This is a genomic window from Micromonospora sp. NPDC050276, assembly GCF_044459545.1.
GTDB lineage: Bacteria > Actinomycetota > Actinomycetes > Mycobacteriales > Micromonosporaceae > Micromonospora.
Map to the genome: position 1 here is coordinate 391,392 of NZ_JBITJA010000003.1, position 14,011 is coordinate 405,402.

13 protein-coding genes are annotated in these 14,011 nt (G+C 71.2%); 4 read left to right on the plus strand and 9 right to left on the minus strand.

Annotated elements, in window-relative coordinates:
* Positions 1–16: 16 nt before the first annotated feature.
* The gene (locus ACIBF8_RS07855) at positions 17–706 is read right to left on the minus strand and encodes a metal-dependent transcriptional regulator (protein ID WP_396781582.1); all 690 of its coding nucleotides are present in this window, start codon (positions 704–706) and stop codon (positions 17–19) included.
* A 101-nt stretch (positions 707–807) separates the two neighbouring features.
* Between ACIBF8_RS07855 and ACIBF8_RS07860 the strand changes: the two genes are divergently transcribed.
* From ACIBF8_RS07860 to ACIBF8_RS07870, 3 genes are read left to right on the plus strand one after another with little or no spacing between them, the layout of a single operon-like run.
* Positions 808–1,668 carry a sulfurtransferase gene (locus ACIBF8_RS07860; RefSeq protein WP_396781583.1) on the plus strand — a complete coding sequence of 287 codons (861 nt, stop codon included), beginning with the start codon at positions 808–810 and terminating at the stop codon, positions 1,666–1,668.
* A 48-nt stretch (positions 1,669–1,716) separates the two neighbouring features.
* Positions 1,717–2,898, plus strand: a complete 1,182-nt coding sequence (locus ACIBF8_RS07865) for an acetoin utilization protein AcuC (protein ID WP_396781584.1) — start codon at positions 1,717–1,719, stop codon at positions 2,896–2,898.
* 14 nt (positions 2,899–2,912) lie between these two features.
* Positions 2,913–5,468: a GNAT family N-acetyltransferase gene (locus ACIBF8_RS07870; protein ID WP_396781585.1), complete on the plus strand. Its 2,556-nt coding sequence runs from the start codon at positions 2,913–2,915 to the stop codon at positions 5,466–5,468.
* 10 nt (positions 5,469–5,478) lie between these two features.
* Here the strand turns inward: ACIBF8_RS07870 and ACIBF8_RS07875 are convergent, their stop codons facing one another.
* From ACIBF8_RS07875 to sigB, 4 genes are all read right to left on the minus strand, one after another.
* Entirely contained in the window at positions 5,479–5,886 is a 408-nt protein-coding gene (locus ACIBF8_RS07875; protein ID WP_396781586.1) for a VOC family protein, read from the minus strand.
* Positions 5,883–6,389 (minus strand): SRPBCC family protein, encoded by a 507-nt coding sequence (locus ACIBF8_RS07880; RefSeq protein ID WP_396781587.1) that lies wholly within the window; start codon positions 6,387–6,389, stop codon positions 5,883–5,885. The genes ACIBF8_RS07875 and ACIBF8_RS07880 overlap by 4 nt, the downstream gene beginning before the upstream one ends.
* Complete coding sequence (locus ACIBF8_RS07885) at positions 6,386–6,769, minus strand: ArsR/SmtB family transcription factor (protein ID WP_396781765.1); 384 nt, start codon at positions 6,767–6,769, stop codon at positions 6,386–6,388. Before ACIBF8_RS07885 ends, ACIBF8_RS07880 begins: the two co-directional genes overlap by 4 nt.
* A gap of 135 nt (positions 6,770–6,904) precedes the next feature.
* Complete coding sequence (sigB, locus tag ACIBF8_RS07890; RefSeq protein WP_396781588.1) at positions 6,905–7,921, minus strand: RNA polymerase sigma factor SigB; 1,017 nt, start codon at positions 7,919–7,921, stop codon at positions 6,905–6,907.
* 232 nt (positions 7,922–8,153) lie between these two features.
* On the opposite strand from sigB, the gene ACIBF8_RS07895 reads away from it, so the two are divergent.
* Entirely contained in the window at positions 8,154–8,942 is a 789-nt protein-coding gene (locus tag ACIBF8_RS07895; protein ID WP_396781766.1) for a sporulation protein, read from the plus strand.
* Positions 8,943–9,087: 145 nt separating this feature from the next.
* Here the strand turns inward: ACIBF8_RS07895 and dtd are convergent, their stop codons facing one another.
* The 4 genes from dtd to ACIBF8_RS07915 all read right to left on the minus strand — a co-directional run bounded on the left by dtd (position 9,088) and on the right by ACIBF8_RS07915 (position 13,927).
* On the minus strand, positions 9,088–9,510 hold the full coding sequence (gene dtd, locus ACIBF8_RS07900; protein WP_396781589.1) for a D-aminoacyl-tRNA deacylase: 423 nt from the start codon (positions 9,508–9,510) through the stop codon (positions 9,088–9,090).
* Entirely contained in the window at positions 9,510–10,994 is a 1,485-nt protein-coding gene (locus ACIBF8_RS07905) for a methyltransferase (protein ID WP_396781590.1), read from the minus strand. The genes dtd and ACIBF8_RS07905 overlap by 1 nt, the downstream gene beginning before the upstream one ends.
* A 145-nt stretch (positions 10,995–11,139) precedes the next feature.
* On the minus strand, positions 11,140–12,336 hold the full coding sequence (locus tag ACIBF8_RS07910) for a type II toxin-antitoxin system HipA family toxin (protein WP_396781591.1): 1,197 nt from the start codon (positions 12,334–12,336) through the stop codon (positions 11,140–11,142).
* Position 12,337: 1 nt separating this feature from the next.
* Entirely contained in the window at positions 12,338–13,927 is a 1,590-nt protein-coding gene (locus tag ACIBF8_RS07915) for a DUF262 domain-containing protein (RefSeq protein ID WP_396781592.1), read from the minus strand.
* Positions 13,928–14,011: the final 84 nt, after the last annotated feature.

Sequence of the window (14,011 nt, forward strand, 5' to 3'; positions counted from 1 at the left end):
CCGGGTCGACCCGTGCTCAGTTGGCGGCGACGAAGACCCGGGAGGCGACCTCGCGGGGCAGCCGCACCCGGTCACCGGAGCGGTCGATCGAAACGCCGTCGCGCTCCTGGGCCACCGTGACCGTGGCGCCCGGGTCGACACCGGCGGCGTGCAGCTGGCGCAGCACGTCACCGTCGGTCTGCACGCTCTCACAGATCCGCCGGACCACGACCGGGCCGGAGAGACCGGGGAAGGCCAGGTTGCGCTCACCCTCGCCAGCCTGGGTGGCTTCCGCCTCCGGTGAGCCCAGCTCCTCCAGACCCGGGATCGGGTTGCCGTACGGGGAGCGGGTCGGCCGGTTGAGCAGGTCGTAGACCCGCTTCTCGACGGCGTCACTCATCACGTGCTCCCAGCGGCAGGCCTCCTCGTGGGCCTCCTCGTAGGGCATTCCGATGACGTTGACCAGCAGCAGCTCGGCGAGGCGGTGCTTGCGCATCACGGACACGGCGGTGCCGCGACCCAGGGCGGTGAGGGTGAGGTGTCGGTCACCCTCGACGGTGAGCAGGCCGTCGCGCTCCATCCGGGCGACGGTCTGGCTCACGGTGGGGCCGCTCTGTCGTAGCCGCTCGGCGATGCGGGCACGCAGCGGCGGCACCCCCTCCTCTTCGAGCTCGAGGATGGTGCGCAGGTACATTTCGGTCGTGTCGACCAGGTCGTGAGACTTCATAACGTCAGCGGCCCTCCGGTGCACGATGCTACCTCGGGTGTTCGGCCAATGGCCGCCGCCGAGCCGGGTGCCGTGGACCCGAATGGTGTTGGATGGTCGCCATGTCCGGTACCCAGGAGCTGTTGGTCGAGGTCGACCGGCTCGTCGCCGAGCTCGACCAGGCCGATCCGCCCACCCTGCTCGACGTCCGCTGGCGGCTCGTCGGCCCGCCCGGCCGCGACGACTACCGTGCCGGCCACCTGCCCGGGGCGGTCTTCGTCGATCTGGACACCGCGCTCTGTGGGGCGCCGGGTGCCGGCGGTCGGCACCCACTGCCCGATCCGGCCGCGTTGCAGGCCGCGCTGCGGGCGGCCGGCGTCCGCGCCGGTCACCCCGTGGTGGTGTACGACGGCGGCGACGGGCTGGCGGCCGCGCGGGCCTGGTGGACGTTGCGCTGGGCGGGGCACCGTCCGGTGCGCCTGCTGCACGGCGGTTACCCGGCCTGGGTCGCCGCCGACCGGCCCGTCTCCACCGATGCGCCCACTCCGGCCCCCGGCGACGTCGTGGTACGCCCCGGCGACCTCCCGGTGCTCGACGCCGGGCAGGCCGCCGCCCTTGCCGCAGCGGACGACGCGGTCCTGCTGGACGTGCGGGCGGCGCCTCGCTACCGGGGTGAGGTCGAGCCGATCGACCCGGTCGCCGGGCACGTGCCGGGGGCCGCGAACCTGCCCGCCGGCGAGTACGTCGGCCCGGACGGCCGATTCCCGGCCGCCGACGTGTTGCGCGAGCGGTTCGCCGCCGCCGGGGTGACCGAGGACCGGTCCGTCGGGGCGTACTGCGGCTCCGGGGTGACCGCCGCGCAGGCGGTGCTCGCGTTGCATCTGGCCGGCCGCCCGGACGCCGCGCTCTACGTTGGATCGTGGAGCAACTGGGTGGCCGACCCGGCCCGGCCGGTCGCCTCCGGGTCGACATCTGGCCGCTGACCAGCGCGTGCGGTGGGCCGGCGCCGGTCCTCGTGCGACGATGGGCTCATGTCCGACGACACGGTGGTGGTGTGGGACGAGTCGTTGCTCGCCTACGACATGGGTGACCATCCACTCGACCCGGTCCGGGTGGAGCTGACCATCGCGCTCGCGCGCGAGCTGGGCGTCCTGGACCGGCCCGGGGTGCGCGTGGTCAAGCCGGAGCCCGCTGACGATGCTCTGCTCACCCGGGTGCACGAGCCGGCCTACCTCGCCGCGGTGCGCGCCGCGCCGCGCGACCCGCTCTTCGCGGGGTACGGGCTGGGCACCTCCGACAACCCGGTGTTCGAGGGGATGCACGAGTCCAGCGCGTTGATCGCTGGCGCGACGGTGGCCGCCGCCGAGGCGGTGTGGCGCGGCGACGCCCGGCGGGCGGTGAGCGTGGCCGGCGGCCTGCACCACGCGATGTCCGCCCGAGCCTCCGGTTTCTGTGTCTACAACGACCCGGCGGTGGCCATCGCCCGCCTGCTCGACCTGGGCGCGGAGCGGGTCGCGTACGTGGACGTCGACGTGCACCACGGTGACGGGGTGCAGGACATCTTCTGGAACGACCCCCGGGTGCTCACGGTGAGCCTGCACGAGACCCCGCTGGCGCTCTTTCCCGGGACGGGGTTCCCGGACGAGACGGGTGGGCCGGGTGCGCAGGGCACCGCGGTCAACATGCCGTTGCCGCCGGGGGTCGACGACAGCGGCTGGCAGCGGGCGTTTCACGCGATCGTGCCGTCGGTGCTGCGCGCGTTCCGGCCGCAGGTGCTGGTAAGCCAGTGCGGCGCCGACGGGCACCGACTGGATCCGCTCGCCGATCTGAACCTGACGGTGGACGGGCAGCGGGCCACCTACCTGGCGCTGCGGGCACTCGCCGACGAGTTGTGCGACGGCCGCTGGGTCGCCACCGGCGGTGGCGGGTACGCGCTCGTCGAGGTGGTGCCCCGGGCCTGGAGTCACCTGCTGGCCGTGGCCACCGGTGACCCGATCGACCCGGCCACCCTCACCCCGCCCGCCTGGCGGGATCTGGTCGCCTCGCGTCGTCTGGGCCGGGAGGTGCCGCTGCGGATGACCGACGACGCCGACCCGTCGTTCGAGTCGTGGCAGCCGACCGGCGAGCCGAACGCGGTGGACCGGGCGATCGCGGCCACCCGCAAGACGGTCTTCCCGCTGCTCGGGCTCGACCCGTACGATCCGCGGGACTGAGCCGGGCCGCTCCGGTGACGACCGTGGACCAGCCGGTTGACGTGCTGCTGAGCGACGGCAGCACGGTCCAGTTGCGACCGATCGATCCGGCCGACGCGCCGGGCATCGTGGCGATGCACAGCCGGTTTTCCGAGCGCACCCGCTACCTGCGGTACTTCTCGCCGTACCCGCGCATCCCGGAACGGGATCTGATCCGTTTCGTCACGGTGGACCACCACGACCGGGAGGCGTTCGTGGTGCTGGCCGCCGACCAGATCGTCGCGGTCGGCCGGTACGAGCGGCTCGGCCCGCAGGCTCCGGAGGCGGAGGTGGCCTTCGTGGTGGAGGACGCCTACCAGGGGCGGGGCATCGGCTCGGTGCTGATGGAGCACCTGGCCGACGCCGCCCGTCGCAACGACATCATGAGCTTCGTCGCGGAGGTGCTGCCGGCCAACGGAACGATGCTGCGGGTCTTCGCCGATTTCGGCTACCAGGTTCAGCGCGAGTACGCCGACGGCGTGGTGCACCTGAGCTTCCCGATCGCGCCCACCGAGGCCAGTCTGGAGGTGCAACGCGGCCGGGAGCACCGCACCGAGGCCCGCTCGATCGCCCGGCTGCTCGCCCCGCGCGGCATCGTCGTCTACGGTGCCAGCGCCACCGGCCAGGGCGTCGGCGCGGCGGTGCTCGGGCACCTGCGCGACGGCGGGTTCACCGGTGCGGTGGTGCCGGTGCATCCGAACGCGGCGACCGTGGCGGGCCTTCCCGCGTACCCGTCGGCGGTCGACGCCGGGGTGCCGGTGGACCTGGCGGTGGTGGCGGTCCCGCCGGAGGCGGCGACCGCGGTGGTCGCCGACGCGGCCGCCGCGGGGGTGCACGGTCTGGTGGTCATCTCGGCCGGCTTCGCCGAGGCCGGCGCCGACGGCGCGGCCACGCAGCGGGCGCTGGTCCGCGCGGCGCACGCCGCCGGGATGCGGGTCGTCGGCCCGAACTGTCTGGGCGTGGCCAACACCGACCCGACGGTACGCCTCAACGCCACCCTCGCCCCGGCGCTGCCGCCGGCCGGCCGGGTCGGCATCTTCAGTCAGTCCGGCGCGTTCGGGGTGGCGCTGCTCGCCGAGGCAGACCGGCGTGGCCTCGGGCTGTCCAGCTTCGTCTCGGCCGGCAACCGGGCCGACGTCTCCGGCAACGACCTCCTCCAGTACTGGCAGGACGATCCCGGCACCGACGTGATCATGCTTTACCTGGAGACCTTCGGAAATCCGCGCAAGTTCGCCCGGCTGGCCCGGCGGATCGGTCGCGCCAAACCGGTCGTCGCGCTCGCCTCGCCGGCCCGCCCGCCCGGGGTCGGTGACACCGCTGGGCCGGACGACGTGGCGGTGGCCGCGCTCTTCGCCCAGTCCGGGGTGATCCGGGTGGACACCGTGCCGGAGCTGCTCGACGTGGGTGTGCTGTTGGCCAACCAGCCGTTGCCGGTCGGCGGTCGGGTCGGTGTGGTCGGCAACTCCTCGGCCCTGACCGGGCTCGCGGCGACCGCCTGCGTCGGGCACGGCCTCACCGTGGCCGACGGTTATCCCCGGGACGTCGGGCCGAGCGCCGGTGCCGCCGAGTTCGCCGCCGCTCTGGCCGAGACCGCCGGCGACGAACGGGTGGACGCCCTGGTGGTGGTCTTCGCCCCGCCGCTACCCGGCCAGTCGACCGAGGTGGACGCCGACGTGACCGCCGCGCTGCCGGCCGCCCTCGCGCTGGGTAAGCCGACCGTGGCGACGTTCCTGGTGGGGCGGCTGCCGCCGGGGGTGCCGGCGTACGGCGGCGTGGAGGAGGCGGTCCGCGCGCTCGCCCGAGCGCACCGGTACGCCGAGTGGTTACGCCGTCCGCCCGGGGTGGCACCGGAGTTGCCCGGCCTCGATCGAGCCGCCGCGCAGGCCGCGCTCCGGGCCGACGCCACCGACCCGGGCGCGCTGCTGGCCGCGTACGGCATCGACGTGGTGGCCTCGGTGCCCGTCGACTCGGCCGATGCGGCGGCCGACGCCGCGGCGCGGTTGGGCTTCCCGGTGGCGCTCAAGGCGGCAGCCCTCGGGCTGCGACACCGGCTCGACCTCGGCGCGGTGCGGCTCGATCTACCGGACGAGCCGACCCTTCGACGCGCGTACGCCGAACTGGCGGCGACCTTCGGCGCGGACGTGCTGGTCCAGCCGATGGTCCCGCCCGGCGTGGCCTGCGTGGTGGAGGTGGTGGAGGATCCGGCGTTCGGGCCGGTGGTCGGCTTCGGGCTGGGTGGGGTCGCCACCGAGCTGCTCGGCGATCGGGCCTGGCGGGCGGTGCCGCTGACCGACCGGGACGCGGCCGAGCTGGTCGACGAGCCCCGGGCGGCGCCGCTGCTGCGCGGGCACCGGGGTGCCGCGCCGGTCGACCGGGCGGCCCTGGCCGACCTGCTGCTGCGGGTAGGTCAGCTCGCCGACGAACAGCCCCGGGTGCGTTCGCTGAGCCTCAACCCGGTGCTCGCCCGCCCGGACGGCATCTCGGTGCTGCACGCCCAGGTAGGGGTGGGTGGCGCGGCAGCCCGCCCGGACACCGGCCCCCGCCGCCTGTGAGCGTGCCCGGTCAGGCGCGGCTGGAGATCTGCTGGACGCCCCAGGTGTTGCCGTCCGGGTCGGCGAAGAAGACGAAGCCGACGTTGTCCAGCGGATCCGGCACCGGCCGGGGATTCTGACCCACCACCTGGATCTCGCTGACCTCCACACCCCGTTCGACCAGCTCCTCGCGAGCCTGCTTCAGGTCGGGCACCACCAGTTGCAGCCCCTTGAGTGAGCCCGGTGGCATCTCCGGGACGACGCCCTTGCCGATCACGATCGAGCAGCCGGAGCCGGGCGGGGTCAGCTGGACGATGCGCGCCTGGTCGCTGATCACCGTGTCGTGGTCCACCGCGAAGCCGAGCTGGTCGGCGTAGAACTTCTTCGCCCGGTCCACATCGGAGACCGGTACGATCACCACTTCCAGCGTCCAGTTCATGGTTGCTCTCCTCGTGTCGTCGTTGTCAGGTGCAGCAGGTCGGCGAGCCGCAGGTAGCTCTGCCCGACACCCCGGGCCATCGGGTAACGCAGCACGGTGTCCCGCCCCTCGCGGGTGGCGTAGCGCAGTGTCGTGGTGACCGTCGTCCGGCCGGCCAACTCGGTGAACTGGTGGCTGACCAGCGTCTCGCCGGGGTAGGACTGGTCCTCGAAGAGTTCGGTGCACACCAGTTGGTGCGCTGGCTCGATCTGTCGGTAGATCCCAGCCTGGACCATCCGGGCACCGTCGGGCCCCAGCGACACGAACCGCCACCGCCCGCCGATCCGCAGGTCGATGTCGCACTCCGCCAACCGCCAACCGCGTGCGCCGTACCATCGGACCAGCAGCTCGGGTTGCGTGAAGGCGGCGAACACCAGGTGAGCCGGGGCGTCGAACAGCCGACTCAACACGATTTCCCGGTCGCTCGGGGCGTGCACGACGAGCGCGTCCTCGACGCCGGTCACCGGCTCGACCCGTCCGGTCGGGCGCGCCGGGGCTCGGCGGCCCGCTCCCCGGCGGCGTCGGCCTGCTCCTCGGCCTGGACTTCACCGAGCAGGGCGTCGAGGCGCTGGTAGCTCTCCGCCCAGTAGTCGCGGTAGTTGGCGAGCCAGGCAGTCGCCTCGCGTAGCGGTCGGGCCTCCAGCCGGCACGGCCGGCGCTGGGCGTCCCGTCCTCGGCTGACCAGGCCGGCGCGTTCCAGCACCTTGAGGTGCTTGGAGACGGCGGGCTGGCTCATCTCGAAGGGCTCCGCCAACTCCGTCACGGTGGCCTCGCCCTGCGCGAGCCGGGCGAGGATGGCCCGCCGGGTCGGGTCGGCCAGCGCCGCGAACGTCGCGTCCAACAAATCCCCACCCAACGCTCATAACCTCCTGGTTAAATAACCCCCTGGTTCTATCGCAGATCCAGGTCAGCGTCAAGCACCTCGACAGCACGGAAGGCCCCGGCGAACCGCCAGGGCCTTCCGTGGGAACCGGGTGCGTCAGCAGGCGTACGCCTCCAGACGCTGGGCCCGCTCCGGGGCGCGCAGCTTCAGCAGCGTCACCTTCTCGATCTGCCGGATCCGCTCCCGGGACAGGCCGAACTCCCGACCGACCTCGTCCAGGGTGCGCTGCCGACCGTCGTCCAGGCCGAACCGGAGCCGGATGACCGCCTGCTCCCGCTGGGACAGGGTGGCCAGCACGATGCTGACCTCGTTGCGCAGCTCGCCCTGGGCGGCGGCGTCGCCCGGCTCGGTGCGCGGGTCCACCGAGGCGACGAAGTCGCCGAGCGCGCTCTCACCGTCGTCGCCGACGGCTTGGTCCAGGCTGACCGGCTCCCGGTCGTACGAGATCAGCTCGATGACCTGGATCTCGGGGACCTCCAGTGCGCGGGCGACCTCGCTGACCGTCGGTTCGCGGCCCAGCGTCACCGCCAACTCACGGCGGGCCCGGACCATCCGGTTGACCTGCTCGACCATGTGCACCGGGATGCGGATGGTGCGGGCCTGGTCGGCCATCGCGCGGGTGATGGCCTGTCGAATCCACCAGGTGGCGTACGTGGAGAACTTGTAGCCCTTGGCGTAGTCGAACTTCTCCACCGCCCGGATCAGACCGAGGTTGCCCTCCTGGATCAGGTCGAGAAACGCCATGCCACGGCCGGTGTAGCGCTTGGCGATGCTGACCACCAGCCGCAGGTTCGCCTCCAACAGGTGGTCCTTGGCTGCCCGACCCTCCGCGACGATCAGCTCCAGGTCGGCTCGCAGCTCCGCGGAAACCGGGGTGCAGGTGGCCAGCTTCTCGGCGGCGAACAGGCCGGCCTCGATGCGCCGTGCCAAGTCGACCTCCTGCGCGGCGGTCAGCAGCTTCGTCCGGCCGATCCCGTTGAGGTAGGCCCGGACCAGGTCGGTGGAGATGCCACGCTCGTCGGTGGCGTCCAGGTCGACCAGCGCCTCGCTGGCCCCATCGGTGTCGGTCGTGGTGGCCGGGCGCGTCCGGTGTTCCGTCATCTGCAGGACCATCTCTGTCTCTCCCCGTTTCCACGTCTGTGCCGTGTCTCCGGCCCAGTGGTGCCGGTGTGACAACAGCTTGGCGGGCGGGGCGTAAAACGGGAGTGAGGCGATCGGGCACCCGACAGGAATTGGGTCGGTTCGCTGGCGCGGTGTGTCATCCCGTTGGACGGTTGCCCGTCCCGGCTACGTTGCGAACGGCCGGCCATCGCTGGTCGGTCGAGAACGACAGATGGAGGACGGTGTGGTCTTCAAGCGGCTGATGAAGGCGATGGGGGTCGGCGGCCCGTCGGTGGAGACGGTGTTGGCCAACCCGAACTGCCGCCCCGGCGGCCAGCTGGAGGGCCGCATCCAGGTGGTGGGGGGCGATCACCAGGTCGACATCGACCACGTCACCCTCGGCCTGGTCACCAGGGTCGAGGTCGAGAGTGGCGACAACGACCACGACACCACCCAGGAGTTCCACCGCCAGCAGGTCACCGGCGCGTTCCGGCTGGAGCCGGGGCAGCGCTACGACCTCCCGTTCCGCTTCGACGTGCCGTGGGAGACACCGGTCACCGTGCTGTACGGGCAGCACCTGCACGGGATGACGATGGGCCTGCGTACCGAGTTGGAGGTCGCCCGCGCGGTCGACAAGGGTGACCTGGACGCCGTGGCGGTGCATCCGCTGCCGGCGCAGGAGCGACTGCTGGACGGGTTGCTGCGGCTGGGTTTCCGGTTCGCACGCGCCGATGTGGAGCGTGGCCACATCTACGGCGTGCATCAGACGTTGCCGTTCTACCAGGAGATCGAGTTCAGCCCGGCGCCGCAGTACGCCCGCTCGATCAACCAGTTGGAGGTCACCTTCGTCGCCGACGCGCAGCAGATGCAGGTGGTGCTGGAGGTCGACAAGCGTGGCGGCGTCTTCACCGAGGGCCGGGACGCCTTCGGCCGGTTCACGGTCGACCACGCCACCGCCGACCGCACCGACTGGACCGCCGAACTCGACAACTGGCTCCGCCAGTCCCTAACCCGCCGAGGCCTCTTCTCCTAACACCCCACCCCACCCCACCACCCCGCCCCCCGCACCTCCCCGGTGATCAAGAGGTTTGCGTCACGTCGACCCCGAATCTTGACGCAAAGCTCTTGATCACCGGGGGCAAGGGGGGCGGGGCAACGGGAGCAACAGGGGTGGGGTGTTAGAGGTCTAGGAGGAGGGTTTGGGGGCCTATGTTGGTGCTTTCCACCAGCATGTGGGTGCGGAAGCGGCCGGTCTCCACCTTGGCTCCTCGTTCACGCAGGGCGTCGACCACCGCTGTCACCAGTGGTTCGGCGACCTCGGCGGGGGCGGCGGCGGTCCAGCTCGGGCGCCGGCCCTTGCGGACGTCGCCGTAGAGGGTGAACTGGCTGACCACCAGGATCGGTGCACCGGTGTCGGCGGCGGAGCGCTCACCGTCCAGGATGCGCAGCTCGTGCACCTTGCGGGCCATCGTCTGAGCGGTCTGCGCGGTGTCGGTATGGGTCACCCCGAGCAGCACCAGCAGGCCGTCCTCGATCGCGCCGACCACCTCGCCGTCGACCGTCACGCTGGCCCGCCCGACGGTCTGCACCACCGCACGCATCAGGCGGTCACCGGCTCGATGAAACCGCGCTCCACCAGGTGCGCCACGATCGGGCCGGCGGCCTCGGCCATCTCGTCGGGCTCGACGTCGTGCGCCGCGGCGAGCAGGGCCAGCTGATCACGCAGCTCCAGTCGGCCGTCGGCGCCGCCGACCAACGCCAGCACCAGCGGGTCGATCTCCTCGGTCCAACGCAGGCCGTTCGGCATCGCGAGGACCTGCCGGTCCACCCCCCAGCCCTCGTCGCCCATGGTGGCCTCCTGCCGCAGCTGGAGACCCTCGGCGGCCCGGTAGCGCTCGGCGAGCAACGCCTCGGTGTCGCGTACCCGAAGAAAGTCCTGGCGGTCGAACCAGGCGGCGATCTGGTCACCCAGCGGTGGCTGCACCCGCTGGCGCAGGTCCTCCACCCGGATCACCGGGTCGGCGTGCCCACTGCGGCGCAGGGACACGATGCCGAAGCCGATCCCCTCCACCTTGTGCGCGTCGAACCAGTCCAGCCAGGCGGCCATCCGCTGCGGGTCGGCGGTCTCGCCGACGTCGGTGAGCCACAGGTCGACGTACGCCATCGGGTCGGCCACCTCGCGCTGGATCACCCAGGCGTCCAGGCCGGTCCCGGCGAACCAGCCGGACACCCGCTGGTCCCACTCCTCGCCGGCGATGTGCACCCAGTTCGCCAGGTACTGCATGGTGCCGCCCTCGGTGAGCAGGCCCGGTGCGGCGGCGGCCAGTTCGGCGCCGATCGCGTCACCGATCCGGCCGGAGTCGCGGTAGACGTGGGTGGTGGTGCCGGGCCCGACCACGAACGGTGGATTGCTCACCACCAGGTCGAAGCGTCGACCGGCCACCGGCGCGACCAAGTCGCCGCGCAACAGCTCCCAGTCCTGACCGTTGAGCGCGGCGGTGGTCGCGGCGAAGCGCAGCGCCCGCTCGGAGAGGTCGGTGGCGGTCACCGACCTGGCGTGGGTGGCCAGATGCAGGGCCTGGACGCCAGAGCCGGTGCCCAGGTCCAGTGCGGTGTCGACCGGCCGGCGCATGGTCGCGCCGATCAGGGTGTGGGTCGCCCCGCCGATGCCCAGGACGTGTTCGGCGTGCAACGGGCGACCCGGCCGGGCGCTGGTCGGCACGTCGGCGAGCACCCACCAGTCGTCGCCGTACGGCTCCAGGTCGACGCCGGCACGCAGCCCGTCGCCGTGCCGCTCGACCAGCCCGCCGGCCAGCGCGTCCGCCAGGCTCAGCGGGGTCAGCGCGGCGGCCACCGCCGCCTCCGGCTCGGTCTGGTCGCAGATGAAGATCCGGATCAGGGTGCCGAGCGGATCGCCGTCCTCGGTGGCGCGCAGCGCGGCTCGGTAGTCGTTGCGGGCGACCGCGGCGGTCGCCTGGGCGCCCAGCCGCTCGGCGATGCCGTGGCTGGTGAAACCGGTCCGGGTCAGCGCGGTGCGCAGCGCGTCGACGCCGGCGGGGGAGAGCAGCATGTCGTGTTCGTCCACCCCGACATCCTGCCTCCCGTCGCGTCCCGGGTCAGCGTCACCCGGCAGATCCGTGCCGCCAGCGGTGCCAACCGAGAATGATCGACGTGGCAGCTAGCTGCTGCGCATCCATCGTCGCACCTGAACAATCGGGTCGTAGGGCGGATCAGCCGTCCGAGTTGCAGATCGTCAAGGTGCCGAGCCGCTCGGTGTAATGGTCCGCCAACGCGTCGAATCGCACCAGGGCCTCGCCCGCCATGACCGCATCCCACGCCGAACGCAGCCGTGCCACGGTCTGCGCCACCGTGTCGAATGTCCGCTCCGGATCCGCGCCAGCCCGCTCGGCCAGCCGCCGAAAGTGATCACCAGTGACAGCGCTCGGTACCGTCTCCCCATCCAGGCTGAGCGCCAGCGGCGCCCAACGGTAGGGGGAGTAGACCGATAAAGAGTGGAAGTCGTAAACCGGAGCGAGGTGCGGAGTCCGTCCGTCCGCGTACCTGATCGCCCAGTTCTTCAGATGCCCATCCGTATTGCCCACGATCAGCAGGGCGGCGAGACGAGCGATGAAGTCGTGGTAGCCCTCGTCCCCGGTCAGTTGCCGGATCGCGGCGGCGAGACTGTCGTACGAGGCACCCGACTCGCTGTACTTGAACATGGGTTCGACGTCCGCGATCTGGGCGAAGTCCTCCACGTGGATGCGTTCGCCAGGGGCGCGGTCGAACCGTTGGATGACGTAGACGAGATCGGTCGGGCGGACCAGGCCGTCGGGCAGACCCTTGATCTCATCCGCCCGCAGGAGATGCACCGCCGGCACCGGGAATCCGGCTGCAGCCAACCAACTCATTGTCAGGTATTCGTTGGCGGGCAGGTCACGCAGACCCTGGTCGGGCAGCTTCACGATCCACCAACCGCCCTGTCCGCTCACTGGTACGGCGAGCCGGTCCGCTGAGATCGAATATTTGAGCTGCACACCGGCCAACGAGTGGCGCAGCGGATGGTCGAGCTGACCCGTCTCCGGAGGAAAGTCGTCCTCTGGCTCGCTGTCGGCGTGCACGGTGACGGCACCCGGCAGGTTGCTGCCCACTCTGAGTAGCAGGGTGAAGTCCCCCACTCTGCCGCCCCCGAGCTCACGAACGATCTGGCGACGCAGAGCGCCCTCGGGCAACAGGTTGGCGAACCACGGGGGCAGGCCGACCCGGGTGCGTCGGACCGACCGGGGATCGTCCTCGAAGATCTGGCCGAGAACCCGGTGGTCGGGCGAGGAGAGGTCATCGTCGTAGATGAATTCGGACCCGCCCTGGTGAAACTGAAGTTCGCCGACCCGTCGGCCGTGTAGCCGCACCTCGGCTGTCGTTCCGGTCATGTCACGCGGCCGTCCGCACTATGTCCGTGAGTGATCGTCCGTCCCGTGCCCCCCACTCGGCCATCCGATTGACGTGGCCGGTGATGGTCCGGGAGCACTCCTGAGCCCGCAGCTCCAGGAAGCCGGCCCAGTCGTCGCGCAGTGCCAGACGCCGGGCGTCATCGGTGATCAGATGGCTGGCTGCGACGGCTGCGGAGGCGTCCACGAGGGCTGAGCGGGTGACGCGTTCCCCGGGAGGAAGCACGAAACGGTTGGCGATCGTACCCAGGGCGGAGCCGCTGCTGTCGGGCAGCAGCGGCCGTAACGGACTGCCCTGTTCCAGTAGCCGGGAGACGTCGATGATCTCGCCGCTGTTGAGATCGCGTGGCTCGGCCGCGAGCAGTCCCAGAGTGTTGAGTTTGGTCATCGCATGGTTGAAGTGGACCTTGTCCAACTCCGCCGAGAAGTCGGGGAAGGATTGCACCTGCCGCAACACGTTTGACGCGGCCGTCAGCGCGTCGGGTGCGTCAACCGAGTCCACCTGATTACGGACGTCGGCAACGCTAATCCCACGGGCTCGTGTGCCCGCGACAGCACTGCGCCAGACCCAGCGTCGCAGTAAGGTCGCTGGTCGGCCGGCCGGTGTTCCGTGCAACCGAATGAACCGGACCAGGATCGGCAGTACGTGTGAGTAGGGCAAGAGTCTAATGTGCGGGATGCCGCACTCGCCGCGTAGGAATTCGACAGCCTCCCGCAGTCGTGCGGCCACCTCCCGCAGCGTCTCCGCCGGGTCGTCCTGAGGGCCGAACTCCTGCCGGAAATCCTCTCGGAAGATGTCGCCGCCCCGATACGCAAGAACGCAGCGCAAGGCCAGCCGGTCGTCGAGCGTTCCGAACCCGAGCGTGGCCGGAACCTGGCCGAGGCCATGCAAGCTGCTCAGCTCCTCGCTGACGGCACCAGTGTGCAACGCCTGAAAGACTTCGGACTTGGTGAGCCGCTTCCCCGTGGTGTTCATCCGGGTGAAGATTTCGAGCAGGGCCTCTTCATCCGCCGAGTGAACGATGTATGTCGGAATCTGGTACTCACGTATCGCCTTTGCTGCCTGATCAGCGAGGGCGAGTTGATCCTCGGAAAGCCAGTCGGAGTTGTCCCGCATCCATCGGAGCAGGACCGCAGTGTCCAGCAGGGAGCTGACCGGCACCCAGGAACGCGGCGGCCGCTGACGGTTACCGATGGTGTGAAACTCGCCCGCGTCTAGGTCGAGATGGACCCGGAACCGCGGGTCGACCGAGCGGTCCGCCCGGGTCAGAGCACCAACGAGAGAGACGATGCGTTGCTGGCCATCGACGACCCAAAGGGCTGCCGCCGTCTCGGGCGCCACAACTTCCAGCGGACCGACCTGGAGGCGTTGCGCCGGCGCCGGACGCCGCCACAGCAGCAGGTTTCCGATCGGGAAGCCGCGTAGCAGACTGTCGAAAAGGCGGACGATGTCCGCCGCTTCCCACTTGAAGGATCGCTGGAATGGCGGGATCCGCACCAGTCCGGCGGTGACGTCACGCACCAGATCCTCCGGCGTGCGGTACTCGACGCGGGGCCTCTCCAGGCTAGGCACGGCCACCTCCTTCCAAGGACTCACCGACAGTATCGGCAACATGTCTCCAGCCCCAGCTACCCCGGCCGACGAAACCCGCCGACT

Bases quoted from the DNA above. Each gene is read 5' to 3' on its own strand.
- ACIBF8_RS07855 (WP_396781582.1), bottom strand. From the start codon at position 706: ATGAAGTCTCACGACCTGGTCGACACGACCGAAATGTACCTGCGCACC.
- ACIBF8_RS07860 (WP_396781583.1), top strand. From the start codon at position 808: ATGTCCGGTACCCAGGAGCTGTTGGTCGAGGTCGACCGGCTCGTCGCC.
- ACIBF8_RS07865 (WP_396781584.1), top strand. From the start codon at position 1,717: ATGTCCGACGACACGGTGGTGGTGTGGGACGAGTCGTTGCTCGCCTAC.
- ACIBF8_RS07875 (WP_396781586.1), bottom strand. From the start codon at position 5,886: ATGAACTGGACGCTGGAAGTGGTGATCGTACCGGTCTCCGATGTGGAC.
- sigB (WP_396781588.1), bottom strand. From the start codon at position 7,921: ATGGTCCTGCAGATGACGGAACACCGGACGCGCCCGGCCACCACGACC.
- dtd (WP_396781589.1), bottom strand. From the start codon at position 9,510: ATGCGTGCGGTGGTGCAGACCGTCGGGCGGGCCAGCGTGACGGTCGAC.
- ACIBF8_RS07910 (WP_396781591.1), bottom strand. From the start codon at position 12,336: ATGACCGGAACGACAGCCGAGGTGCGGCTACACGGCCGACGGGTCGGC.